Source organism: Micromonospora xinjiangensis (genome assembly GCF_056150165.1).
Map to the genome: position 1 here is coordinate 401,047 of NZ_JAXCFO010000006.1, position 26,047 is coordinate 427,093.

Consider the following 26,047-nt stretch of genomic DNA (forward strand, 5'->3'; position numbering starts at 1 on the left):
ATCGCACCTGCGGCGTTGGCGGGCGAGCCGACCGGGGGTCATTATTACCGGGTTGTTACGGAATTGGCTGCACCCGAGCTTGCGAACGACCCTCAGATCCGAATAGGTTGCCGACGGCAACAAATCCTTGAGGGCTAGACGCTTCCCGGAGGCATCCATGACGTTGGCGAGGTGGTGCGAACAATGAGTGACGTGCCGATCCTCCTGGAGATGCGCTCCATCACCAAGGAGTTTCCCGGGGTCAAGGCCCTGTCCGACGTGAACCTGGTGGTGCGCGCGGGCGAGATCCACGCGATCGTCGGTGAGAACGGTGCCGGTAAGTCCACCCTCATGAAGGTGCTCAGCGGGGTCTACCCGTACGGCAGCTACGACGGCGAGATCGTGTACCAGGGCGAGGTCTCGCGCTTCTCGGACATCCGGGCCAGCGAGCGGGCCGGGATCGTGATCATCCACCAGGAGCTCGCCCTCATCCCGCACATGTCGATCACCGAGAACATCTTCCTCGGTAACGAGCCGCGCAAGAACGGCGCGATCGACTGGAAGGCGGCGAACCGGCAGGCGCTGGAGCTGATGGCCCGGGTCGGGCTCCGGGAGGACCCGGACACCCTGATCAAGGACATCGGCGTCGGCAAGCAGCAGCTGGTGGAGATCGCCAAGGCGTTCGCCAAGGACGTCAAGCTGCTCATCCTCGACGAGCCGACCGCAGCGCTCAACGAGGACGACTCGCAGCACCTGCTGGACCTGCTGCGCGGCTTCCGCGAGCGGGGCATCACCTCGATCATCATTTCCCACAAGCTGAACGAGATCGAGGCGATCGCCGACCGGATCACCATCATCCGTGACGGCCACACGATCGAGACGCTGGACGTCAAGGGCGACGGCGTCGACGAGGACCGGATCGTCCGCGGCATGGTCGGCCGGGAACTGCACAGCCGGTTCCCGGACCACACGCCGAAGATCGGCGAGGTCTTCTTCGAGGTCCGCGACTGGACCGTCCGGCACCCGATCTCCGCCGAGCGGCTGGTCGCCAAGCACTCGAACTTCACCGTGCGCCGCGGTGAGATCGTCGGCTTCGCCGGTCTCATGGGCGCCGGCCGTACCGAGCTGGCGATGAGCGTCTTCGGCCGCTCGTACGGGGTGTACGAATCGGGCAGGATCTTCAAGGACGGCAAGGAGATCGTGCTCAAGTCGGTGACGGACGCGATCGCCAACGGGCTCGCGTACGTCAGCGAGGACCGCAAGGCGATCGGGCTCAACCTGCTCGACGACATCAAGACGTCGACGGTCGCCGCCAAGCTGTCCAAGATCGCACGACACGGTGTCCTCGACGAGGTCGAGGAGTACAAGGCGGCCGAGGCGTACCGCCAGAGCCTGCGCATCAAGGCACCGACGGTCGACGAGGGCGTCAACAAGCTCTCCGGCGGCAACCAGCAGAAGGTCGTCCTGGCGAAGTGGATGTTCACGGACCCGGACCTGCTGATCCTGGACGAGCCGACCCGCGGCATCGACGTCGGGGCGAAGTACGAGATCTACGGGATCATTCAGCGGCTCGCCGACCAGGGGAAGGGCGTCATCGTCATCTCCTCGGAACTGCCTGAGCTGATCGGGCTCTGCGACCGCATCTACACGGTGTCGGAAGGCACCATCACCGGCGAAGTCGCCCGGCAGGACGCCGACCCGGAGAACCTCATGAAGCTGATGACCTCGACGAAGAAGATGCAGACACGATGAGCCGACTGAAGGACCTTCAGAAGAACCTCTTCGGAGGCACCACATCCAACGCCCGCCAGTTCGGGATGATCTTCACGCTGGTCGCGATCGTCGTCCTGTTCCAGATCCTGACTGACGGCCTGACCCTGCGATCGGACAACCTGATCGCGCTGTTCCAGCAGAACTCGTACATCCTGATCCTGGCCATCGGCATGCTGATGGTGATCGTCGCCGGGCACATCGACCTGTCGGTCGGTTCGGTCGCCGCCATCACCGGCATCCTCGTGGCCAAGGCGATGGCGGACTGGAATCTGCCCTGGCCCGTTGCGATCCTCTTCGGCCTCGCCATCGGTGCGGTCATCGGCGCCTGGCAGGGCTTCTGGGTCGCCTACATCGGGGTGCCCGCGTTCATCGTGACGCTGGCCGGCATGCTGCTCTTCCGCGGCGGCAACCAGTTCATCGGTAACGCGAACACGATCCCGGTGCCCGAGGGCTTCCGTGAGATCGGCTCCGGGTTCCTGCCCGAGACCGGCCCGAACACCGGCTACAACAACCTGACGCTGTTGCTCGGCCTCGCGGCCGCCATCGCGATCGTGTGGCGGGAGTTCCAGGCCCGCCGGACCCGCAAGGAGATGAACGCCGAGCCGGCGCCCCTGTGGATCTCGATCCTGCGGATCGTCGTCATGGTGGGCGTGCTGGCCTTCGTCACGCTGCGCTTCGCCAGTGGCCGCGTGGGCACGAGCTTCCCGATCTCCGGCATCATCCTCGTGGCGCTGGTGCTCGCGTACTCCTTCTACACGCGCAACACCGCGGGTGGCCGGCACATCTACGCGGTCGGCGGCAACTCCCGCGCCGCGGAGCTGTCCGGTGTGAAGCTCAAGCGGGTCAACTTCATGGTCATGATGAACATGTCGATCCTGGCCGCTCTCGCGGGCATGATCTTCGTGGCCCGCTCCGCGGCCTCCGGCCCGCAGGACGGTAACGGCTGGGAGCTGGACGCGATCGCCGCGGTCTTCATCGGTGGCGCGGCCGTCTCCGGCGGCATCGGCACCATCAGCGGCTCGATCGTCGGCGGCATGGTCATGGCCGTGCTCAACAACGGCCTGCAGCTGATGGGTGTCGGCACCGACCGCGTCCAGATCATCAAGGGCCTGGTCCTGCTGCTGGCCGTCGCGCTGGACGTCTACAACAAGCGACAGGGGCGCTTCTCGGTCATCGGAAGCATCACCAAGTCGTTCCGCCGGGACACGCCGGCCGTACCCACGCAGTCGTCCGGAGCGGACCCCGAGCCTGCCAAGACGACGGTCGCCGGCTGAGGACCGCCGGTCGCAATCCACACCAACCCTTCCAGAAAGGCAACCACCCCAATGCGCAAGTTCCTCGGCAAGTCGGTGGCCGTCGGTGCCATCGCGATGCTTGCCCTCACCGCCTGCGGCTCCGGCCGCGACGAAGGCTCCAGCGGCTCCGGCAGCGAGACCAAGGGCTTCCCGGCCAACTCCCTGATCGGTGTCGCCCTGCCGGCCAAGACCTCGGAGAACTGGGTCCTCGCCGGTGACCTGTTCACCAACGGCCTGAAGGAGGCCGGCTTCCAGGCGGACGTGCAGTACGCGGGCGCGTCCACCACCGTCGCCGACCAGCAGGCCCAGATCACCGCCATGGTCACCAAGGGCGCCAAGGTCATCGTGATCGGCGCGACCGACGCCGCGCAGCTGTCGACCCAGGTCGCCGCCGCGCACGCCGCCGGCGCGAAGGTCATCGCCTACGACCGGCTGATCGTGAACACGCCGGACGTCGACTACTACGTCGCGTTCGACAACTTCAAGGTCGGCCAGCTCCAGGGCCAGGCCCTGCTCGAGGGCATGAAGGCCAAGAAGCCGAACGGCCCGTACAACATCGAGCTGTTCTCCGGCTCGCCGGACGACAACAACTCGAAGGTCTTCTTCGACGGCGCGATGAGCGTCCTCCAGCCGGAGATCGACAAGGGCACCGTGGTCGTCGCCTCGGGTCAGAAGGACATCAAGCAGACCGCCATCCAGGGCTGGAAGGCCGAGGGTGCGCAGGCCCGCATGGACCAGCTGCTGACCTCGACCTACGGCAACAAGGAGCTGGACGGCGTCCTCTCCCCGAACGACACGCTGGCCCGCGCGATCATCACCTCGGTCAAGGGCGCCGGCAAGCCGATCCCGGTCGTGAGCGGCCAGGACTCGGAGGTCGAGTCGGTCAAGTCGATCATGGCTGGCGAGCAGTACATGACGATCAACAAGGACACCCGGAACCTGGTGAAGCAGACCATCGAGATGGTCAAGGCCCTGCAGGCCGGCAACACCCCGCAGGTGAACGACACCAAGTCCTACAACAACGGTGCCAAGGTGGTCGACACCTACCTGCTCCCGCCGGTCGCCGTCACCAAGGCGAACGCGGCTGAGGCGTACGCGAACGACCCGAAGCTCGCGCCGCTGACCAAGTAAGCACCACCGCTGCAAGACGTCGGGTCCCGGAGAACTCCGGGACCCTTCGTCTTCTCGGAGCTGGACACTCCGCACGGACCACGGAAGGAGGCGTGACAGTGCCGCCGCTGCTGTCCCCCGGTCCCCACCGGGCCGGCCGCGCCCCGGCCGTCCCTACGCTCCCGACGCCCGGCGCCAGCCAGGAGGAGATCCGCCGGCAGAACCTCGGCGCGGTGCTCCGGCACGTACACGTGCACGGCCCGACCTCCCGCGCCGAGCTGACCGCCCGCCTGAAGCTCAACCGCAGCACCATCGGCGCGCTCGCCGCCGACCTCGCCGCCGCCGGCCTGGTCACCGAGGAGGCGGCGGTCATGACCGGCCGCGCCGGCCGACCGTCGCTGGTGGTGAGCCCCCGCTCCCACCGGGTGTACGCCCAGGCGCTGAGCATCGAACCGGACCGCCTCCGCGCCGCGCGGATCGGTCTCGGCGGGCGCGTCCTCGACCTGCGCGAGGCCCCCCGCCGCCCCGACACGTCCGCCGTCGACTCCGTCGCCTCGCTGGCCGCACTGGCCCGCGAGACGGAAGGCTCCGTGGCGGAGGACGCGATCCGCGTGGGCGTCGCCGTCGCCGTCACCGACACGACCCGCGACCACACCGGGCGGATCCGCATCGGCGGCCCCGACGAGCCCCTTCGCGCCGCGATCGAGGCCGCGTTCAGCGCCGGCCCGACCGGCCCGAACGTCCTCACCGGCGACCTGGCCGACTTCGCCGCCCTCGCCGAACACGTCCGGGGCGTGGCCGCCGGCGTCGACGACCTCATCTACCTGTACGGAAGCACCGGCGTCAGCGCCGGCATCATCATCGACGGGCGCCTCGTCGTCGGCCACGGGGGGCGCAGCGGCAAGGTCGGCCACATGGTGGTCAACCCCAACGGCCTGCCCTGCGAGTGCGGCTCGCGTGGCTGCTGGGAGACCGAGATCGGCGAGGCCGCGCTGCTGCGGCACGCCGGAAGGCAGCCCGGGGCACCCGGCGGCGCGCGCGAGGTGCTCCGCGCCGCCGCGGCCGGTGACCCCACCGCCCAGGAGGCCGTCGAGCGGGTCGCCGACTGGCTCGGGTTCGGCGTGGCGAACCTGGTCAACGTGGTCAACCCGGACACCGTGGTGTTCGGCGGCTATCTTCGCGAGATCTACCTGGCCGCGGCGGAGACGGTCCACCGCCGCATGAACGAGCTGGCCCTGCCCGCCTCCCGGGAGCTGGTGCAGTTGCGGCCGGCGACCCTCGGCTGCGACGCGGCCCTGGTCGGCGCGGCCGAGCTGGCCTTCGCCCACCTGCTCGCCGACCCGCTGAACATCGGCGCGGCCTGACCCGGCCGGAGACGGGCGGCGTCCGACCCCGCCGCGGCGCGGCCCGGCCCGCCAGGACTGGCGGCGCCCGGCCGGTCGCGGCGCGACCGCGATCCCGCCGTGGCATGTCCACCGCTTCCGCCGCCTGCCGCCGCGGTCCCACCGCTCCCTCCGCCCCGCGCCCGCGCTGCCGCCGCGGCACGCGAGCCGTTTTCGCCGAAGCCGCGCGTGCGCCGCGCGCCGCGGCGCACGCTGCGGGCGTTCGCACTCGGTCGGCGCGATGGTGAGAATGAGGGCAGGGCCGGCGCCGCACGGGAGCCGGATCGGCGGGCACCGGCATCACCGGGCCCGGGGGACGGGGGACGCAGTGGGGTTTCCGGGCGTACGACGTGGGGTCGCCGCCGTCGCGACGGTGACCGCACTGGCCTGCCTCGCCGGGTGCGGCCCGGACGACGGGCAGCCCGGGCACGAGGCGACAGCGAGCGCGACACCCGCCGGCGGAAGCGCCTCCCCGACCGGCACCACCGCTGTCCCGGCGCCCCGAGCGGACCGGGAGTTCCGCCGGCTCGAGGCCGAGTTCGACGTGCGCCTCGGTGTCCTCGCCGTCGACACCGGAGACGGCCGGACCGTCCAGTACCGCGCCGACGAGCGGTTCGCCTACGCCTCGACGTTCAAGCCCCTGGCCGCCGCCGCGCTGCTCGACCGGACCTCGACGGCCGAGCTCGACCGGGTCGTACGCTACTCACGGGCCGACCTGGTGGCCCACTCCCCCGTCACCGAGCGGCACGTGGCGACCGGCATGCGGCTACGTGACCTGGCCGACGCCGCGGTCCGCTACAGCGACAACACGGCCGGAAACCTGATCCTGCGCCAGCTCGGCGGCCCGTCCGGCTTCGAGCGGGAGCTGCGCCGGCTCGGTGACACGACCACGCAGGTCGACCGGTGGGAGACGGCGCTCAACGAGGCCCGCCCCGGTGACCGGCGGGACACCACCACGCCGCGGGCCTTCGCGGGCGTCCTCCGGGCGTACGCCGTCGGCGACGCCCTGAGCCCCGAGGACCGCGACATCCTCAACGGATGGTTGCGGGCCAACACCACCGGCGCGGGACTCATCCGGGCCGGAGCGCCCGCCGGATGGGTGGTGGGCGACAAGACCGGCTCCGGCGGCTACGGCACCCGCAACGACATCGGGGTGCTCTGGCCGCCCGACGGCGCGCCCGTCGTCCTCGCCGTGATGTCCACCCGCGGCACGGACGATCCGCACGACGACGCGCTGATCGCGCACGCCACCCGCGTCGCCATCGACGCGCTCCGCCGCTGAGGCCGACTGGTGGACGCCGCGCGCAGGGCGGGCGCTCAAGATCCGCGCAACATCACAGAAGTAGTGGCCTCACGTCCCTGACGAGGCCACAACTTCCCGGCAGTTGCGCGATCTTCAAATCGCCGTGCGTCGACCTCGACACGCGGACGGGGCCGCCGGGGAGGTCTCCCCGGCGGCCCCGTCGTCGGTGCGTCAGTGGATGACGACCGGCGTCTTGATCTCGTCGCCGTCCTGCGGGCCGTCGAGCACCCGCACCGGCTCACGCCGGCGGGACAGGAACGCGGCCGGGATGAACGTGAGCGCTACCAGGGCGAACGCCACCCAGAACGTGGTGGCGAACGAGTGGGCCGCGAAGTCGAGCCCCCGGTCGACGACCGACGCCGGGACCTGCAGCTGCTCGACCAGCTGCGGCTGCTGCTGGCTCGCGATCGCCAGCCCCGCCTCGGTGACCGGCTTGCCGCTGTGCGGGTCGGTCACACCGGGGATCGGCCGGGAGCCGTTCAGCTCGTTGGTGAGGATCACGGACATCACCGCGCCGCCGACGGAGCCGCCGATCTGCTGGAGGATGTTGACCAGCGTCGAACCACGGGCCACGTCGTTGGCGTTCAGCGTACGCAGCGCCGACGTCATGATCGGCATCATCGTGCCGCCCATGCCCAGCCCCATCACGAACAGCGAGCCGCAGAGCAGCACGTACGAGGTGTCGGGCCCCAGCTGGGTGAAGGTGAACAGCCCGAGGACGATGAGCGCCAGCGCGAAGGGCACCGTGCGCCCCACCGGCACCCGGTCGGCCAGCGTCCCGGCGATCGGCATCGTGAGCATCGCGCCGATGCCCTGCGGCGCCATCAGCAGACCGGCCGCCAGCGTCGACTCGCCCCGCACCTGGAGGAAGTAGCTGGGGAACAGCAGCCCGGCGCCCATGAACGCGATGATGAAGACGAACAGCGTCACCGTGGCGATGGTCAGGTTGCGGTTGGCGAAGAGCCGCAGGTCCAGCAGCGGGTGCCGGGGCTTGAACGAGTAGCGGACGAAGGCGATCACGAGCGCGGCGCCGACCAGCATCGGGCCCCACACCTCCGGGTCGCCGAACGTGCCGGTCTCCGGCAGCGTCGAGACGCCGTAGAGGAAGAGCGCCAGACCCGGCGAGAGCATCAGCATGCCGATGAAGTCGAAGGACTCCGACGGCTCGGGGGCGTCCTTCGGGAGCGCGAGCTGCGCGTAGACGAGCGCGGCGATGCCGATCGGCAGGTTGATCAGGAAGATCCAGTGCCAGCTCGCCACGTCGATGAGCCAGCCGCCGAGGATCGGGCCGCCGATGGGCCCGAGCAGCATCGGGATGCCGAGCACGGCCATGAGTCGGCCCATCCGCTTCGGGCCGGCCGCCCGGGTCATGATCGTCATGCCGATGGGCATGAGCATGCCGCCGCCGAGGCCCTGCAGGACCCGGTAGATGATCAGCTGGCCGATCGAGTCGGCCGTGGCGCAGAGCACCGAACCGATCGTGAACAGGGCCAGCGCGACCATGTAGAGGCGCTTCGTGCCGAACCGGTCGGCGGCCCACCCGGCGAGCGGGATCACCGTGGCCAGTGCGAGTGTGTAACCGGTCATCGTCCACGCCACCCGGGCGTAGGACGTGTCGAACTCGGCCTGGAAGGTCGGGAGGGCGACGCTGACGACCGTGACGTCGAGGATCGACATGATCGCGCCGAGTACGACGACCCCCGCCACCTTGAGGACCGCGGCGTCCAGCTTCTCTGGGGCCGCGGCTGCTTGCTGGGTCACTCAATCTCCTGAAGTCGGTTGCCGGCGAATGTGGAGCGGTGGGGGTGGTGCCGCGCCGTCACTCGGGGGACGCGGCTCGCGGAGGGCGAACGCTCGCCCGCAGACTAGCCGTCCGCACCGACAGGCTGCCCCCGGATTTACCGGCCGTCCGGTCGGTCGTGTCAGCGTTCCGATCTGATACGCCGACGTTCGTCCGGAAAATCGGGGCCGTACGCAGGGCCTGGGGCCGGGTGACGGTGATCCGACCGTGACATGGCACACAGGGTCGTGGCGCCTGTCCGGGAACGACGAACGGGGGCGGATGCGACCGGAGAGCGCGCACCGCGACGACCGGCTCTCCGTCGGCGCGGCGACCCCGGAGACGCTGTCGCGGCCCGGGCACCCGCCCGCGACGATGGCCGATCTCGATCACGCCCTCGCGGGGCGGGCCGACCACCCGGGTGGCCCCGGCGACGCCCGCCCCGCAGGGCTCCCCCGGCTGAGCCCGTCCCCTTCCCGGTCCCCGGGCCGCAGGTCATAGGCTGGCCTCCGCCGCAGCAGGCGTGACGAGGGGAGACCGCCGTGAGCCAGACCGACAACACCGACCGCGTCGAGGAGTGGAACGTCGCCGAGGACGACGGGGTCCTCGACGCCTCGGACACCCTTGACGACGACCGGGTGGGTGACCCCCTCGACACGGGCATCGCCGCCGCCGACCACTGGGCGGGGGCGGACCGGTTCGGCACGACGCCCGCCGAGGAGCGCGCCGGTGAGTCCCTCGCGCAGCTGCTCGCGCAGGAGGAGCCGGACATCGACCCGTACGCCGAGGCGACGGACGACGAGGACGAGCTGACCCGCCGGGGCTACGAGCGGGAGCCCCGGGCCGGCCGCCTGGTCGCCTACGACGAGGGCCTCGACGAGGACGAGGAGGCCGACTCCGTGGCGTGGGACGCCGGGATCGACGCCGGTGGGGCCAGCGCCGAGGAGGCGGCCATCCACCTGGTGGACGACCCGAACGGGCCGGGCGACGGCCCGCTGCGCTGAGGCCGTCCGCGTCGCGCGCCGGCCGGCGGCGGGCCCGCCCGGGCAGCTGATCCGGCCGGTGTCACCCGACGGGCATCCCGGTCAGCCCGACCGGGCGGGCTCGCGCGGCGGGATGGGGTCGTCGTACGCGCCGGAGCGTCCCCGGTACCGCTCGCCATCGAGGTACGGCTTGGCGTTGGCGGTGCATCCGTGCAGGCCGAGCGTCTGCTGCTGCATGACCGGCGCCGGTTCACCGCGCCCCGGGCACAGCTCGTGCCCGTGACCCAGCCGGTGCCCCACCTCGTGGTTGACCATGTACTCGCGGTAGACGGCGAGGCTGGCGCCGTAGTTCGGCACGCCCTTTACCCAACGCGCCACGTTGAGCACGACCGCGCCGCCGTTGCGGCAGGAGGTGTAGCCGTCCGGCAGGTCGCCGCAGAGTTCGTCGCGGGTACCGGGAGTGGCCAGGTAGATGGTGAACTCCGCGGGCTGCCCCGGCCCCACGCGGCGCAGGGTCAGGGCGCCACCGGTGGTCCAGCCATCGGGGCTGTTCAACAAGCGGGTGATCTCCGCGGCGAACTCCGCGGTCTGCACGCCGCGGATCTCGCGCTCCACGGCCACGCGGTAGCGCCACAGTTCGCCCCGCTTGCCGGGGGCGGGTGACTCGGCGGCGGCAACCTGCCACCGGTTGCTGCCGTCCGCCGGGTAGGTGATCGGGACGGGCTGCGGGCGGGAGGGCGTCGGGGAGCGGCTCGCGGGCGTGGTGGAGACGACGGGAGCGGCCGGAGGGCTCGCCGGAGCCCCTTCGCCTCCCACCGCCGGCCGTGCCCAGCCCTTGAGGACCACCCCCATGAGCACGGCCAGGGGCAGGGCCAGTGCGAGGACAACGCGGCTCCGCGTAGCCTTGTCCGTCATGTCTCTCCCCTCACCGCGCCCCGCCCAGTCGTGGCGTGCACGGGGAAAGACGTCCGGGCCGACGAAAAGGTTGATCAAATTCGGATTCAACCTTCCGTCGGCCTCGCCCGTCCTGAAGTACGTGGGGTGTGGAGCGGGCCGGCATGGCGCGGGGTGACGCCGAGTTCGTCGAGTTCGCCCGGGCCGCCTCCGCCCGCCTGGTGCACGCGGCGTACCTCATGACGGGCGACCACCACGAGGCCGAGGACGCCGCGCAGACGGCGTTGACCCGGACCTACGCCTCGTGGTCCCGCGTCCGCGAGAAGGACGCCTACGGTTACGCCCGGTCGGTGCTGGTCAACCACCTCGTCGACCGCTGGCGGCGGCCCATCCGGGAGTACCCGGTGGACGACATCCCGGAGCAGCGCCGAGACGACGTGGCCGACGAGATCGTCACCCGGCGATGGCTGCTCGGCGTCCTCGGCTCGCTGAGCCCACGGGAGCGGGCGATCGTCGTGCTGCGCTACTACTTCGACCTCTCGGAGACCCAGGTGGCCGGCGAGCTCGGGGTCTCCGTGGGCACGGTGAAGAGCACCAGCTCGCGTGCCCTGGAGAAGCTGCGCGGCACCGACGCCGCCACACCCGCTATCCACGGGACGCGGCGATGAACGACGCCGAACGGCTCCGCGAGGCGATGCGCGCGACCGAGCGGTCCGGCGCGGCTCTCGACCTCGACGTGATCATGCGCGACGGGCGTCGCCTGCGCCGGCGACGCCGGCTGGCCGCCACGGGTGCGGCGGCGGTGGCGCTGACGGCCGCGATCGCCGTACCGGTGGTCGCGGTACGGTCGGCCGCCTCCGAGCCACAGCGGCGGGCGGCGCCGGTCGCCACCGCCCCGCCGCTGCCCACGCCGCGCAGCACTCCGGACGTCACGGCGACCACCGGGGAGCCCCGGCCGAAGCCGGTCGGCCACGTGGTCGGCAGCGGGATCCGGTACGGCGCGGAGGAGCGCGTCTTCTTCTTCGTCCCCGTCGACGTGCCGGAGCTGCCGCACGTGACGATCGGCCTCGTCGCCGGCCGCCGGGCGGCCACCGGAGAGCTGACCTCGGACATGCTCGTCAACGACGTCGCGGGCCGCGACCGTCGGGCCGGCTTCCACGCGATCGGTTACGACGAGCAGGGATCGAGCCCCACGCATCCCCGCGTCCCCGCGTTCGGGTACTTCGTGGGGCCGGCCGAACGCGTCATCGGCACCGTGGACGGCCGTCAGGTCACCGCCCGGCTGGTGCGGTGGAGCGAGGACCCGCGGGTGGTCATCTTCTGGTTCGACCCGGCGCAGTTGCCGCCCGGCGTACGCCTGGACGGCATCGTCGCCCGCGACGCGCAGGGTCGGCGGCTCTGAGCCGCGGTCCGGGTCGCCTGGCCGGGCCGCGCGTGGCCGTGCGCGGGCGGTGTCGTACCCATGGGTAGGCTCGGGCGTGTGGGAGATCCGTTCCGGGTGCGGGTGACGGTGCGCGGCTACGAGCTCGACACCCAGGGCCACCTCAACCAGGCCGTCTACCTGCAGTACGGCGAGCACGCGCGGTGGGAGTGCCTCCGCGCCGCCGGCATCTCGCAGGGCCGGCTGCTCGCCAGCGGCGTCGGGCCGGTCGCCCTGGAGGTCACCCTGCGCTACCTCAGCGAGCTGCGCGGCGGCGACGAGGTCGACGTGTCCTGCGTGTTCCGCTGGGGCGAGGGCAAGACCTTCCACATCGACCAGGACTACACCCGGCCGGACGGCACGCCCGTCGCGACGCTGACCGGGGTGGGTGGGCTGCTCGACCTGGCGGCCCGCCGGCTGGTGCCGGACCCGCGCGGGCGGTTCCGCGAGCTCGCCACCGATCCGGGGCCGCTCGGCCTCTGAGTGCCGCCCGCACGCGGAAAATCCACCGGCGCGGCGGATCCCGTCACCTAGATTGGCCCGGTGGGTGAAGCGGTCACGGTGGTCGACCGCGTGGTGACCGGTCGTGGTGAGCTGGTCCTGCGGCGGTCCGCCGAGCACTACGAGATCATCAGCAACGGCGTGTTCCTCATGGACACCCGGAACGGGGCGTCGGAGCGGCTGCTCGTCCGGGAGGCGCTGCGGCCGGCGCCGGCGGGGGCCCGGATCCTGATCGGCGGCCTGGGGGTGGGCTTCTCCCTGGCCGAGGCCGTGGCGTCGCCGGTGCCGGCCGAGATCGTGGTCGTCGAGATCGAGGAGGCGCTCATCCGCTGGCACCGCGCGGACCTGGGCGCGCGCAGCGGGCACGCCCTCGACGACCCGCGCGTCCGGGTGGTGCACGCCGACATCGTGTCCTGGTTGCGCACGACCGACGAGGTCTTCGACGCGATCTGCCTGGACGTCGACAACGGGCCGGAGTGGACGGTGTTCGCCGAGAACGCCGAGCTCTACGACGACGGCGGTGTCGCGCTGCTGCGCGACCGTCTCACCGACGGCGGCGTGCTGGCCGCCTGGAGCGCCTCGGCGACACCGGCCTACGCCGCCCGGCTGGCGGCGGTCATCGGCCCGGTCGCCACGTACCGGGTGGAGGTCCCACGCGGCGAGCCGGACGTGGTGTACGTGGCGCGGCGCGGCGGCGACGGCCGGGCCGGGAAGCCGTGAATGGGAATTGCGGCAGTTTCGCGTCCTCCGCAAATATTTACATGATCCGAACTGCCCGGTAGGCGGTACGGTCCTTACTTACCGCGGTGCACACGCGCGTCGATGCGCGGCCGGAGGAGGGACACCGCGGGCGGAGGGAACGCATGACTCACACGCAGCACACCTCAGGCAGGAGACGCCGTCTCGTCGGCGCCGCCGCCACCGCGGCGCTCCTCGTCGCCCTGCTGCCCGGCACCGCGTCGGGACAGGCGTCCGAGCCGGACCCGCGGATCGGCCTCGGCGCGGGATGGCTGGACGCGCAGAGCGCGAGCAGCAACCTCGAACTGCTGGCCCACCGCGACAAACCGGCCGGCTTCGTCAACCCCGCGAACCCGGGCGACTTCGGCTTCGTCGCGTCGGACCTCGCCTTCGGCGGCAACCACGCCTTCGTGGGCAACTACAACGGCTTCAACGTCTACGACATCTCGCAGCCGGCCAACCCGACCCTGGTCACCAGCGTCGTGTGCCCCGGCGGGCAGGGCGACGTGTCGGTCCACGGCGACCTGCTCTTCATGTCGGTCGAGGAGACCCGTGGCCGGCTCGACTGCGGCACCGACCCCGCCGCCGGCACCCGCTTCCAGGGCGTCCGCGTCTTCGACATCAGCGAGGTGACGAACCCGGTGCAGGTGGCGGCCGTGCAGACCTGCCGCGGCTCGCACACGCACACGCTGGTGACCGACCCGGACGACAGCGCGAACGTCTACGTCTACGTCTCGGGCACGGCGGGCGTCCGGCCGGCGTCCACGATGGCCGGCTGCAACAACACCCCGGCCTCGGGCGACAACCCGGCGCGGTGGCGCATCGACGTCATCAAGGTTCCCGTCGCGGCGCCGGAGCAGGCCGCGGTCGTGAACAACCCGCGGCTGTTCGCCGACCCGCGGACCGGGGCCGTCGACGGCCTGCAGAACACCCCGCCCGCCCCGACCCACCCTTCGGGCGGCTCGTGGAGCCCGTCGCCGGTCACCGACGCCTGCCACGACATCACCGCGTACCCGGCGCTCGGGCTCGCGGCCGGCGCCTGTGAGGGCAACGGCATCCTCGTCGACATCTCCGACCCCGCGAACCCGGTCCGCATCGACGAGGTGTCCGACCCGAACTTCGCGTACTGGCACTCGGCCACGATCAGCAACGACGGCACCAAGGTCGTCTTCACCGACGAGTGGGGCGGCGGCACCGGCGCCCGGTGCCGGACGACGGACCAGCCGGAGTGGGGCGCCAACGCCATCTTCGACATCGTCGACCGGAAGTTGCGGTTCGCCAGCTACTACAAGCTGCCGGTGCCGCAGACCACGCAGGAGAACTGCGTGGCCCACAACGGCTCGCTGATCCCCGTACCGGGCCGGGACATCCTCGTCCAGGCCTGGTACCAGGGCGGCGTCTCGCTGATGGACTTCACCGACTCGGCCCACCCGCGGGAGATCGGCTTCTTCGACCGCGGTCCGATCAGCCCGACCGCCAACGTGCTCGGCGGCTTCTGGTCGGCGTACTGGTACAACGGCCAGATCTACGGCAGCGAGATCGCGCGCGGCTTCGACGTCCTGGGGCTCAAGCCCAGCGAGCACCTGACCGCGGCGGAGATCGCCGCGGCCCGCGAGGTGCGGGTGCCGGAGTTCAACGCGCAGCACCAGACCAGGACCGACTGGGCGCCGAGCTTCGCCGTGGCCCGGGCCCGCTTCGACCAGTTGGCGCGGACCTGCACCACGACCATCACCAAGCGGCACAACGGCCCGCTGACGGTCTCGGGTGTCACCTGCCTCTCCGGGGCCACCGTGTCCGGCCCGGTCACCGTGCGTCCGGGCGCCTCGCTGCTCGCGATCGACTCGTCGATCTCCGGGCCGGTGTCGGCGTCGAACGCGGCCGCCGTGCACCTCTACGGGAGCACGGTCCGCGGCCCGGTCAGCGTCACCGGCACGCGTGGCAGCGCCGCCATCGTGCGGAGCGAGATCCACGGGCCGGCCGTGCTGACCGGCAGCGCGACGGGCTCGGTCGAGCCGATCATCGCCGACAGCACGGTTCGGGGTCCGCTCGCCTGCACCGGCAACTCGCCCGCGCCGATCAACCTGGGCGCGGCCAACGAGGTGTCCGGGCCGGCCAGCGGGCAGTGCGCCAGCCTGGACTGACGTAGCCGCGAGGGTCGATCGAGGGCCGCGTCCTGCCGCGCAGGGCGCGGCCCTCCCCGCGTCCGGGCCCGCCGGCCGCTCCTCGTCGTGCGGTCCCGGCAAGGGACGGTCGGCGTGCCCGGCGGGGCGGATCGTACGCGGCCCATCCGGCGGTCAGCCGCCGAGCCGGCCCCGCAGCTCCCGCATGCTGCGGATCTCGATGCCCTGGTCGGCGTCGACCTCGCGGGCGAAGCGGTCGCTCGCCGGCTCGAGCCCGCCGCCGGCCGTGTAGAGCTGCCGCACCATCGTCAGGGCGCCCTCGTGGTGGCGGATCATGAGGTCGAGGAAGAGCCGGTCGAACTGCGCACCGCGGGCCTGCTCGAGCTGCTTCAGCTGCTCGGGGGTGAGCATGCCCGGCATGACGTCGTCGTGCCCGGCGTGGTGGACGTGCGGCCCCGGAAGCTCCTCGCCGCGTTCGGTGAGCCACCGCTGCATCTGCGCGATCTCGTCGCGCTGCGACGTCTCGATCCGCCTGGCGAGCAGGGCGACGTCCGGGCTGGCGGCGCGGTCGGCGACGAGCGCGGTCATCTCCAGCGCCTGCGCGTGGTGCCCGATCATCCGCTGCATGAACCGCGTGTCGGCCGCGGTGTGCGACGGGGGCGGGGGCAGCTGGGACTGCTCGCCCGGGGAGAGCGCCCGACCGGCCTGACCGGGCGCGCCGGGCTGCACGACCCGGGGTGCGGCGGCGGGCGCGTCGGCCTCGTCGGCGGTGAGCCGCACGACCGCGAAAGCCGACGCGCCGAGCGCGACGGCGGCGACCACGGCGACCACGAGGCGGCGACGAGAGGAGAACACGATTCGATCACCGTAGCGGAAATCGGCCGGCCGGACGAGGGGCCGGACGGTCGCCAGGTGGGCGGGCACTTGACGCCCCGCTGGGAGCGCTCCAAGATCAGCGCAGCGGACCCGCACCCTCCGACGGGGCCGCCCGAGTTCGGGTGTGGTGGGCAGGTGCTGGGCGCGTTCGGTCTGACCGAGGTGGAGGAGACCGTCTACCTGGCGCTGGTGGGCGGCCACGAGAGCGGCGCGGCCGCGCTCGCCGAGCACCTCGCCGCCGGCGTGGACGAGGTGCGCCTCGCGTTCGACGCGCTCGCGCGCCTGGGGCTGGTACGCCTCGTCGACGGCCGCGCCGACGCCGCACCCGCCGACCTGGCCATCGACTCCCTGCTCACCCAACGGATCCGGGAGCTCCAGGAGGCGCGGATCGACCTGCGGGAGTGGCTGCGGCAGCAGCGCGCCGCGGAGCCGCTGGACCCGGGTGTCCGGATGGTGGTCGGGGTGACGGCGATCCTGCAGACGTTCGACCAGTTCCTGCGGGGAGCGCAGGAGGAGGTGCTCGGCTTCGAGCGGCCACCGTACGCCGCCGACTTCTCCGAGAACCCGGCGGAGCTGGAGTTGCTCGAACGAGGCGTACGGTTCCGCGTGGTGTACGACCGGCGCGGGCTGGAACGGCCGGGCGCCTCCGTCCACATCGGTCGCTTCATCGCCGCGGGCGAGCAGGCCCGGGTCGCCACGGACGTGCCCGCGAAGCTCGCCGTCGCCGACCGGCGCGTGGCCCTGCTCTCCTTTCCCTCCCGGGACGAGACGGCGGAACCGTGGGCGCTGGTGGTACGCGGCGCCACCTGGGTCGAGGTGCTCGTGGCGCTCTTCACGGAGGTGTGGGAGCGGGCCACCCCGCTGCGCCTCGCGCCGGCCACCACGGTGCTCGACGACGCCGACCGCTGGTCGGTGCCGACCCAGACGGACCGGCAGATCCTGTCACTGCTGATGACCGGGCTTCCGGACAAGGCGGTCGCCTCCCAGCTCGGCATCTCGATACGCACCGTGCAGCGCCGGCTGCGCCAGCTCATGGACGTCACCGGCAGCGCCACCCGGATGCAGCTCGGCTGGTTCGTGGCCCGCAACGGCTGGCTCTGAGGGCGGACGCGCGGGCGGGCGTGCTGCGGGGTCGCCCCGGAACGGGCGGCGTCGGGCCCCGCCGGCCGCGAGCGACCGGCGGGGCCCGGCGGTCAGCGGGTGACCGTCACCGACACGGTGACCGGGGTCGCCGACCCCTTCGCGCCGTTGTTGCTCACCAACAGGGTGGCGACGTATGTGCCCGGCGCCAGCCCGGTGGTGTCGACCGTGACGCTCAACGCGCCCTTCTGCCCGGGCGCCACCTCACCGGAGGTGCCCGCCGTCAACCACGGCACGTCGCTGTACGCGGGCAGCGAGCCGTCCACGTGGTAGACCTTGCTCGCGTACGGCTGCGTGGTGAAGCCCACCGCCCAGAGGTTGCCCTGCTCGTCGATGTCGAGCCCGGCGCCGCTGAGCGGGTTCGGGGCGGGGTCGGGCACCGAGGCGAGCGCCTGGCAGGTGTCCGGGTCCATCGCCCAGATCGACTCGTCGCGGTCCTGGTTGATGCCCCACAGCACGTTGTGCTTCTCGTTGAGCGCGAGGCCCGTCATCCACGGGACGGGCGGGGTGCACTCCCCCAGCACCGAGCCGGGCCGCGGGTGGGACAACCCGGTGAGGTGCCGGATCACCCCGTCGCCGCTGAGGTAGAAGGTGTCGTCCGCGGCGCGGTAGGCCAGGCCGTAGTAGAGCTTGCCGGCCCACGGCCCGGTGACGGTCTCCTTCACCTCCAGGGTGTCCGGGTCGAAGCAGACGATCGGCAGCTCGCCGATGAACGACATCTTCGGCGCGCACATGAGGTCCCGGCTCGGCACGTACGCCATGTCCGAGGGCCAGCCCCCGATGTCCAGCACACCCTTGCCCAGCGACCGACCGTCGGTGGAGAAGCGCTGGAGCTGCCCGAACAGGTACGAGTTGGAGACGATCAGTTCGCCGTTGCGGTACCCGACGCCGAAGGCGTAGTAGAGGTCCTTCACCGGGAAGGAGCCCAGGACCCTGCCCGGCACGCCGGCCGGCGGGGTCGGCGAGTTGATCTCCCGCGCCAGCCAGGTGGCCGGCAGGTCACCGCGGTTGGTGAGGGTCACCGTGGCGGTCCGGGTCTGACCGGCCCGCGCGCTCAGTGACACCGAACTCCGGTTGGCCAGCAGCAGCGGCGTCCGCAACGCGAGGTCGTGCGTGGCGACCCTTCCCTCGGCCACCGTGACGGTGGCCGGCGGCAGGTCGTAACCCGGCTGGAGGGCGGTCACCGTGACCGCTCCGGCCGGCGCCTCCAGCTGGTAGAAGCCGTCCGCGTCGGCCGTCGCGGTGATCGGCGTCCGCGCGCCCGGCGACTCGACCCGCACCGTCGCACCGGCCAGCGGCTGACGGTCGTTGGCGTCGCGCACGGTCCCGCGCAGCAGGCCACGACCCGGCACCCGGAAGGTGACGGCGGTGGCCTCGTCGAGCACCGCCTCGTCCCGGGAGTAGGTCAGCGCCACGGTGCCGCTCGCGTCCTCGATGCCGACCGTCGCGGAGCCACCGGCCGCCGCCGTACCGGTGCCGAGCTTGCGGTACCGGACGGTTACCGTGCCCCGCTCGCCGAGCAGCACCTGGACGTCGATGCGCTGCCTCGGGTCGCTCTTCAGGGCGGCCCGGGTCCAGCTCACCACGAGCTGCCGGTTCGTCCCCGACCCGGTGGACTTCGTCCGCACGGTCGACGCGTGGTCCAGCACCAGGTCGTCCCAGAACGCGTAGACGGCCGGGGCCGGCACCGCGGGGGCGGGCAGTGGACCATTGGCGCCGACCGGCGCGCCGGTGTCGGCGCCGAAGGTCAGGTAGCCGTCGGTGTGGACGGTGATCCGCTGGTACGTGGCGCCGTAGAAGGTCACCGGGAACGGCAGGTCGAGGCCGCGGCTGGCGGTGTCGCCGGTGAGGGCGAGCACTCTACCGCCGTCGTCCCATCCACCGGCGGTGACTGCGGCGGCGTAGCCGTACCGGTCGGTCTTCGCGGCGAGCGTCACGTCCACCGTCTCCGGCCCGTCCACGGTGAGCGCGACGGTCTTCGGAGCCAGCCAGCGTCCGTACTCGACCAGCAGGTCGTAGTCGGCCTCGGGCAGCATCCCGGAGTAGCGGCCCGCGCCGTCGGTGACGAAGCCGGGGAACGCCTCGTCGGCGAGCGTGATCCGGGCGCCCGCGACCGGCTCGCCCGCCGGGTCGACGACCCTGCCCCGCACCGGCTGCCACGGGGCGGCCTCGGACAGGTCCACGGTCAGGTTCACCGTGCCGGTCTGCGCCACCGTGACGGCACGCCGCTGCGTGCGCTGCCCGAAGTACGTCGCGGTCAGCGTGTACCCGCCGGCCGGGACCCGGCCCAGCTGGACGGTGCCGCGCGCGTCGGTGCGAGCCGTACGGGTGAGAAGGTTCGAGGTCAGCGTGACCCGGGCTCCGGCCAGCGGGTTGCCGTCCCGCTCCGCGTGCACGACGACGCCGCCGAGCTGCGCCGTCGTCGCCTGGGTCACCAGGTCGTACGCGTCCAGCCGGCCCTCGCCGTAGACGTTGTTGTCGGCCGGGGCGCCGCCGCACTGGAGGTCGTCGACGTCGTGCGCGGTGCGGTCCAGCAGCTCGCGCGTGGTCGCCACGTCCCGGCGCAGGTTCGGCACCGCCGACCACGCGAGGGCCACCGCGCCCGCGACCTGCGGGGCGGCCATGGAGGTGCCGTCCATGTAGCCGTACTCGCCGCCGGGCAGGGTGGAGAGGATCCCCACACCGGGCGCGGTGATGTCGGGCCGCACCCCGCCGTCGGGGCCCGGTCCGCGGCTCGAGAAGCCGGCGATCACCCCGTTCGGGTCGGTGGCGCCGACGGCGTACGCCCGGGGGTTGGTGGCGGGGTGGCCCGCCGTGCCGCACGGGTCGGGGTAGTCGTTCGCCTCGTTGCCGACGGCGAAGACCGGGAAGATGCCGGCGGCGGTCCAGGAGTCGATGATCGTGTCGTAGAAGTGCGGGTCACCCTCGTGACCGCCCCAGGAGTTGTTGATGATGTCCGGCGAGAGCTCCGGACGCGGATTCTCCCCGTTGTGGTCGGTCGGGGCGAGCATCCACTGCCCGGCGGCGAGCAGCGAGGGGTTGGTGCAGTAGTTGGCCTCGCAGCCCTTCGCGGCGATCCAGGTGGCGCCGGGCGCCACGCCGGTGACGTGCCCGGCGCCGTCGTCGCCGACCATCGAGCCGACGGTGTGCGTGCCGTGCCCCTGGTTGTCGCAGGGCACCCCGGGGACGCAGAAGCCGGTCGGGTCGTACCAGTTGTAGTCGTGGGTGAAGGTGCCGTCGCCGTTGTTGCCCCGGTACTGCCGGACCAGCGACGGATGGTCGTACTGCACGCCGGAGTCGACGCTGCCCACGACGACGCCCTCGCCCCGCGTGCCGTACTCGCGCCACACCCGGTCCGCGCCGATCGAGGTGAGGTTCCACAGCAGCGGCGTCTCGGCGTCCGCGCCCGCCGTGCGGACGGGCTCCGCCAGCTTCGTCACGCCCACCCCGGTGATCCGCGCGACGTCCGGCCGGCCGGCCAGCTCGGTGAGCAGGTCGAGCCCGCCCGTCACCTCGATGACGTTCGCGATCCAGAACGGGGTGAAGTCGGCGTGGCGGTCCCGCAGCAGCTCGCGCAGACCGTGCTGGGTCCGCTCCGCGTGGGTCACCTTCGCCCGGTAGACCTGGGTGGTGCGGGCCACCCGCCCGGCCCGGCCGCCGGTCGCGCGCTCGACGCGGTCCAGCTCCGCCTCGTCGAGCGTCGCCTCGTCGGCCAGGTCCACGATGAAGCTGGTGCCGGTCCCCGCGCGGGCCGCGGCGAGCACGCTCGGGTCCACCTTGCGCAGCGGCTCGACGCCGCCACCGGCGGCGGGAGCGGGGGCGGCCACGGCCGTGCCGGTCGGCAGGGCGAGCAACGCGGCCATCGCCGCGGCGACGGCGACCGTCACGCGGCGCCTGCCGGGTCTGGGTCTGTGCATGAACGACGTCCCTCCTCGGGGCGGTCACCGAGGAAGGCCGGCGCCGCCGTCGCAGATTCTCAGGCGACGAGCGGCCCGGTGGCGGACAACGTCACTGGCGGAGCCCGGACATGGCGGAACTTCGCCACCTCGGGTTGGTCGCACCGTCACCAGGGCGTAACCGTGGTGGGTGCGGCGGCCCGGCCATTGTGCCAGCGACCGGCGTCCGCTGCCGGATCCGTGCGCAAATCGACCGACGTCCGGTGCCGGATCCGTGCGCACCGGCTCGGCGGAGACGCCGTACCGCCCGCGGCTCGCCGCGGGCGGCCAGCAGGACTCGTACATCCGGCGGCTGCCGCCCGGACACCGTCAGCCCATATCCTCCGACGGTCCACTCCCATCGGAGGCCCGAGTTTGATGTACAGGCGCGTGAACAGACGACCACTCGGCGTGCTGGGTGTGCTGCTCGCCACCAGCGCACTGACGCTGGCCAGCAGCACGGCCGCGCTCGCCGAGCCGGCGGCGGCGGCGACGAGCCCCTTCATCAGTGAGATCCACTACGACAACGCCGGCACCGACACCGGCGAGGCGATCGAGATCCAGGCGCCGGTCGGCCACGACCTGACCGGCTGGCAGATCGTCCTCTACAACGGCGCCAACAACGCCGCCTACCACACCCGCACCCTGAGCGGCACGGTGCCGCCCGCCGGCGTCGTCGTCGCGTCGTACCCGACCGACGGCATCCAGAACGGCTCCCCGGACGCCGTCGCGCTCGTCGCACCGGACGGCAGCGTCGCCGAGTTCCTCGGCTACGAGGGGACGCTCACCGCGGCCGGCGGGGCGGCGAACGGGACGACCAGCGTCGACATCGGGGTGGCGGAGACCTCCACCACCCCGGTCGGCCACTCGCTCCAGAAGATCGACGGCACGTGGCGGGACGCGGCGCCGCACAGCTTCGGCAGCCTGAACAGCGGCTCCGGTGGTGGCGACGACCCCGGGCCGGCCCCGGGCTGTACGGTCACCGTCGACCACACCATCGCCGAGGTCCAGGGCACCGGCAACGCCACCCCGCTCGCCGGCACCCGCGTGACGGTCGAGGGTGTGGTGACCGCCGACCACCGCAGCGGCGGCTACAACGGCATCTACGTCCAGTCCGCCGGCAGCGGCGGCGACCGTCGCGTGGCCGCGGGCACCGCCTCGGACGGCATCTTCGTCTACCTGACGACGAACGCCGCCAACCACCCCCCGGTCGCCATCGGCGACCGGGTCCGCGTCAGCGGCACGCCGAGCGAGTACAACGGGCTCACCCAGGTCACCATCGGCGCCAAGGCCGACGTGCAGGTCTGCGAGCACGAGGCGCCACTGCCCGCCCCGGTCGCGCTGAGCCTGCCGTTGGACGACGACGCCCGCGAGTCGGTCGAGTCGATGCTCGTGGCGCCGGTCGGCGCGTACACCGTCTCCGAGGTCTACAACACCAACCGGTACGGCGAGGTCGTGCTCGCCGCCGGCGACCGCCCGGCCGCGAACCCGACCGACGTCGCCCGGCCCGGCTCCGACGAGGCCCGGCAGGTGGCGGCCGCGAACGAGCGCGCCCGGATCCTGGTCGACGACGGCCGCACCACCAACCTGGCCACGGCCGGGCTCCTGCCGCCGTACCTGTCGAAGACCAGCCCGCTGCGGGTCGGCGACTCGGTGGAGGCGTTCGGGCCGTCGGTGCTGTCGTACGGCTTCGACGAGTGGCGGTTCCAGCCGACCCTCCCGGTCAGCGCCGACACCGCCCCACCCGCCCGGACCACGTTCAAGGCCACCAACCCGCGCACCCCGGCGCCGGTGGACGTCGGCGGCGACGTGCGGGTGGCCAGCTTCAACGTGCTGAACTACTTCGTCCACTTCGGCGGTGACGCCCGCGGGGCGGCCGACGAGGCGGCGCTGGGCCGCCAGGAGGCGAAGATCGTCTCCGCGATCAGCGCACTGGGCGCCGACGTCGTGGCGCTGGAGGAGATCGAGAACTCGGTCCGGTTCAACCCGGACGACCCGCAGCAGGCGCTGAAGCGGCTGGTCGCCGCCCTGAACGCCAGGGACGGCGCGGGCACCTGGGACTACGTCCGCACCCCGGCCGAGCTGCCCGCCCCGGCGCAGCAGGACTTCATCACCACGGCGATCATCTTCAAGCCGGCGAAGGTGCGGCCCGAGGGGCCGTCGCGCTCGGTGAACGACGAGACGGTCTGGTCGAACGCCCGCGAGCCGATCGCCCAGACCTTCACCGCGGGCAGTGTCTCGTTCGTCGTGGTCGCCAACCACCTGAAGTCCAAGAGCGGCACCGGCACCGGCGACAACGCCGACACCGGCGACGGTCAGGGCTCGTGGAACGGCGACCGGGTGCGGCAGGCGCGCGCCCTGGCCGCGTTCGTCGACCAGGTGAAGGCCGACAGCGGCACCGAGGACGTGCTGCTGCTGGGCGACTTCAACGCGTACACCCACGAGGACCCGATGCAGGTCCTCTACGAGAAGCAGTACCGCGACCTGAACGACACCGGCGAGGCCACGTACGTCTTCGGCGGCGAGTCGGGCTCGCTCGACCACGCCCTCGCGTCGCCGTCGCTGGCGAGCCGGGTGACCGGGGTCGACGTGTGGCAGATCAACGCGGTGGAGTCGTTCGCCTTCCAGTACGACGGGCTGGCCGCCTTCTACGAGCCGACCCCGTACCGGGCGAGCGACCACAACCCGATCGTGGTGGGCATCAGCACCGACGCGAAGCCGGTCGACCTTCAGCTGCTGACGGTCAACGACTTCCACGGCCGGCTGGAGTCCCCGGCGACGGTGAACAACCAGCCCGTGGGCGGCGCGGCCCAGCTCGCCGGCCTGATCGGCCAGCTGCGCGCGCAGAACCCGAACACCGCGTTCGTCTCGGCCGGTGACAACATCGGGGCGTCCACGTTCGTCTCGGCGATCGACGGGGACAACCCCACGATCGACGCGCTCAACCAGATCGGCGTGGCCGCCTCGGCCGTGGGCAACCACGAGTTCGACAAGGGCGTCGACGACCTGACCGGGCGGGTGTCCGACCGCGCCGACTTCCCGTACCTGGGTGCCAACGTCTACCGCGGTGACGCCCGGGTGCTGCCGGCGTACTCGGTCAGCACGGTGGGCGGGGTCCGCGTCGGGTTCGTCGGCGTGGTGACCAAGCAGACCGCCTCGCTGGTCAGCCCGGGCGGCATCGCCGGCATCACCTTCCGCGACCCGGTCGCCGAGGCCAACCTGGTCGCCGGCCAGCTCAAGGACGGCAACCCCGACAACGGCGAGGCCGACGTCGTGGTGCTGCTCGCCCACGAGGGCGCCGCGACGGAGCACATCGACTCCGCCGAGGCGCTGGCCAACGACCCGGTCTTCGGCCCGTTCACCCGGGTCGACGCCACCATCGACGCGATCGTCAGCGGGCACACCCACCAGCCGTACGCCTTCGAGCTGCCGATCCCCGGCACGGACCGGCTGCGCCCGGTGGTGCAGGCCGAGGACTACGGCAAGCGGCTGGGCAAGGTCACGCTGACCTTCGACCCGGGCGCGGGCCGGGTCACCGCCGCCGACGCGGCGCTGGTCGACGTGGTGGGGGCGCCGCAGGACCCGGCGGTGGCCGACATCGTGGCCACCGCCAAGGCCCGCGCCGCCGAGCTGGGCAAGCAGCGGCTCGGGTCGATCACCGCGGACGTCAAGCGCGCCTACACCGACGGCAACGAGGACCGGGGCAAGGAGTCGGTGCTCGGCAACTTCATCGCCGACGTGCAGCTCGCCGGCACCCGGGACGCCGGCCGCGGTGGCGCGCAGATCGCGTTCATGAACCCGGGTGGGCTGCGAGCCGACCTGCTCTACCGCACCGACGGCACGGTCACCTACGCCGACGCCTTCGCCGTCCAGCCCTTCGCCAACGACGTGGTCACCAAGAGCTACACCGGTGCCCAGATCAAGCAGGTGCTGGAGGAGCAGTGGCAGCCCGACGGCGCGTCCCGGCCGGTGCTGTGGCTCGGCGTCTCGAAGGGGTTCACCTACACCTACAACCCGGAGGCACCCAAGGGGTCGCGGATCACGTCGATGAAGCTGAACGGCGAACCCGTCGACCCGGCCGCCACCTACCGGGTCACGGTGAACTCGTTCCTCGCCACCGGTGGGGACAACTTCGCCACCCTCGGGGACGGCACCGACCCGGTGACCACAGGCGACAACGACCTCACCATGCTGGTGAGCTACTTCGCGGCGAACTCGCCGGTCACCGCGGACACCCAGCCGCGCTCGGCCGTCGGGCAGGCCGGCCCGCAGTGCACCACGACGATCACCGGCCGCTACACGAAGCCGCTGGTCGTCGCCGCGGGTCTGACCTGCCTGGAGAACGCCACGATCGCCGGCCCCGTCACGGTCAACCCGGGCGCCTCGCTGGTGGCGACCGGCGGCGCCGTCAACGGGCCGATCTCCGCCGTGCGCCCGGTGCTGTTCTCTCTCGACGGCACCACCGTGTCCGGCCCGGTGAGGGTGTCCGGCGCGACCGGCGGGCTCTCCATCAGCGAGGGCAAGGTGAACGGCCCGGTGTCGGTCACCACCAGCAGCGGTGGGGTGCGGATCGACTCGGTCGTGATCGGCGGGCCGGTGACCGTGACCGGCAACTCCGGCGGCCAGCCGGTGGTGGTCGCCGCGAACACCGTGAGCGGGCCGCTGAGCTGCTCCGGCAACAACCCGGCGCCGGTGAACGAGGGCCGGCCGAACACGGTGAAGGGCCCGGCCACGGGCCAGTGCGCCCGGCTCTGACCGGTCGCTGATCCTCCCGTCCGCGACCGGTCCGGTCGCGGACGGGAGGACACGTGGCACCGG

The 26,047-nt window shown here is 72.3% G+C and carries 17 protein-coding genes; 13 read left to right on the top strand and 4 right to left on the bottom strand.

Annotation, left to right across the window (positions count from 1 at the left end; all coding sequences use genetic code 11):
- Positions 1-183 precede the first annotated feature (183 nt).
- The 5 genes from mmsA (at position 184) to bla (ending at position 6,821) form a co-directional block, all read left to right on the top strand.
- Complete coding sequence (mmsA, locus tag SM573_RS23330; protein ID WP_474610698.1) at positions 184-1,731, top strand: multiple monosaccharide ABC transporter ATP-binding protein; 1,548 nt, start codon at positions 184-186, stop codon at positions 1,729-1,731.
- A complete protein-coding gene (mmsB, locus tag SM573_RS23335; protein WP_474617061.1) occupies positions 1,728-3,026 on the top strand; it encodes a multiple monosaccharide ABC transporter permease in 1,299 nt (432 codons plus the stop codon). Before mmsA ends, mmsB begins: the two co-directional genes overlap by 4 nt.
- 51 nt (positions 3,027-3,077) lie before the next feature.
- The gene (locus SM573_RS23340) at positions 3,078-4,178 is read left to right on the top strand and encodes a substrate-binding domain-containing protein (RefSeq protein ID WP_474610700.1); all 1,101 of its coding nucleotides are present in this window, start codon (positions 3,078-3,080) and stop codon (positions 4,176-4,178) included.
- Between the two features lie 110 nt (positions 4,179-4,288).
- Positions 4,289-5,521 (top strand): ROK family protein, encoded by a 1,233-nt coding sequence (locus tag SM573_RS23345; protein ID WP_474617110.1) that lies wholly within the window; start codon positions 4,289-4,291, stop codon positions 5,519-5,521.
- A gap of 346 nt (positions 5,522-5,867) precedes the next feature.
- Positions 5,868-6,821 carry a class A beta-lactamase gene (gene bla, locus SM573_RS23350; RefSeq protein WP_474617062.1) on the top strand — a complete coding sequence of 318 codons (954 nt, stop codon included), beginning with the start codon at positions 5,868-5,870 and terminating at the stop codon, positions 6,819-6,821.
- A 192-nt stretch (positions 6,822-7,013) separates the two neighbouring features.
- On the opposite strand, the gene SM573_RS23355 is transcribed toward bla, so the two are convergent.
- On the bottom strand, positions 7,014-8,603 hold the full coding sequence (locus tag SM573_RS23355) for a DHA2 family efflux MFS transporter permease subunit (protein ID WP_474610703.1): 1,590 nt from the start codon (positions 8,601-8,603) through the stop codon (positions 7,014-7,016).
- A gap of 561 nt (positions 8,604-9,164) precedes the next feature.
- Here SM573_RS23355 and SM573_RS23360 point away from each other — a divergent pair.
- Positions 9,165-9,626 (top strand): DUF5709 domain-containing protein, encoded by a 462-nt coding sequence (locus SM573_RS23360; protein WP_474610704.1) that lies wholly within the window; start codon positions 9,165-9,167, stop codon positions 9,624-9,626.
- Positions 9,627-9,707: 81 nt separating this feature from the next.
- On the opposite strand, the gene SM573_RS23365 is transcribed toward SM573_RS23360, so the two are convergent.
- The gene (locus tag SM573_RS23365) at positions 9,708-10,520 is read right to left on the bottom strand and encodes a DUF3152 domain-containing protein (RefSeq protein WP_474610705.1); all 813 of its coding nucleotides are present in this window, start codon (positions 10,518-10,520) and stop codon (positions 9,708-9,710) included.
- A gap of 143 nt (positions 10,521-10,663) precedes the next feature.
- On the opposite strand from SM573_RS23365, the gene SM573_RS23370 reads away from it, so the two are divergent.
- The 5 genes from SM573_RS23370 to SM573_RS23390 all read left to right on the top strand — a co-directional run bounded on the left by SM573_RS23370 (position 10,664) and on the right by SM573_RS23390 (position 15,299).
- A complete protein-coding gene (locus tag SM573_RS23370; RefSeq protein ID WP_474610706.1) occupies positions 10,664-11,167 on the top strand; it encodes a SigE family RNA polymerase sigma factor in 504 nt (167 codons plus the stop codon).
- Positions 11,164-11,901, top strand: coding sequence for a hypothetical protein (locus SM573_RS23375; RefSeq protein ID WP_474617063.1), 738 nt, complete (start codon positions 11,164-11,166; stop codon positions 11,899-11,901). Before SM573_RS23370 ends, SM573_RS23375 begins: the two co-directional genes overlap by 4 nt.
- Positions 11,902-11,979: 78 nt before the next feature.
- Positions 11,980-12,402, top strand: coding sequence for an acyl-CoA thioesterase (locus tag SM573_RS23380; protein WP_474617064.1), 423 nt, complete (start codon positions 11,980-11,982; stop codon positions 12,400-12,402).
- Between the two features lie 51 nt (positions 12,403-12,453).
- The gene (locus SM573_RS23385; RefSeq protein ID WP_474610975.1) at positions 12,454-13,140 is read left to right on the top strand and encodes a spermine/spermidine synthase domain-containing protein; all 687 of its coding nucleotides are present in this window, start codon (positions 12,454-12,456) and stop codon (positions 13,138-13,140) included.
- A gap of 143 nt (positions 13,141-13,283) precedes the next feature.
- A complete protein-coding gene (locus SM573_RS23390; RefSeq protein WP_474617065.1) occupies positions 13,284-15,299 on the top strand; it encodes an LVIVD repeat-containing protein in 2,016 nt (671 codons plus the stop codon).
- A 153-nt stretch (positions 15,300-15,452) separates the two neighbouring features.
- Here the strand turns inward: SM573_RS23390 and SM573_RS23395 are convergent, their stop codons facing one another.
- Positions 15,453-16,133, bottom strand: a complete 681-nt coding sequence (locus tag SM573_RS23395; RefSeq protein ID WP_474617066.1) for a DUF305 domain-containing protein — start codon at positions 16,131-16,133, stop codon at positions 15,453-15,455.
- Between the two features lie 57 nt (positions 16,134-16,190).
- On the opposite strand from SM573_RS23395, the gene SM573_RS23400 reads away from it, so the two are divergent.
- On the top strand, positions 16,191-17,255 hold the full coding sequence (locus SM573_RS23400) for a LuxR C-terminal-related transcriptional regulator (RefSeq protein WP_474617067.1): 1,065 nt from the start codon (positions 16,191-16,193) through the stop codon (positions 17,253-17,255).
- 92 nt (positions 17,256-17,347) lie between these two features.
- Here the strand turns inward: SM573_RS23400 and SM573_RS23405 are convergent, their stop codons facing one another.
- Positions 17,348-21,211, bottom strand: a complete 3,864-nt coding sequence (locus tag SM573_RS23405; RefSeq protein WP_474617068.1) for a S8 family serine peptidase — start codon at positions 21,209-21,211, stop codon at positions 17,348-17,350.
- A 408-nt stretch (positions 21,212-21,619) separates the two neighbouring features.
- Between SM573_RS23405 and SM573_RS23410 the strand changes: the two genes are divergently transcribed.
- Complete coding sequence (locus SM573_RS23410; protein ID WP_474617069.1) at positions 21,620-25,984, top strand: ExeM/NucH family extracellular endonuclease; 4,365 nt, start codon at positions 21,620-21,622, stop codon at positions 25,982-25,984.
- The last annotated feature ends 63 nt before the right edge of the window (positions 25,985-26,047 follow it).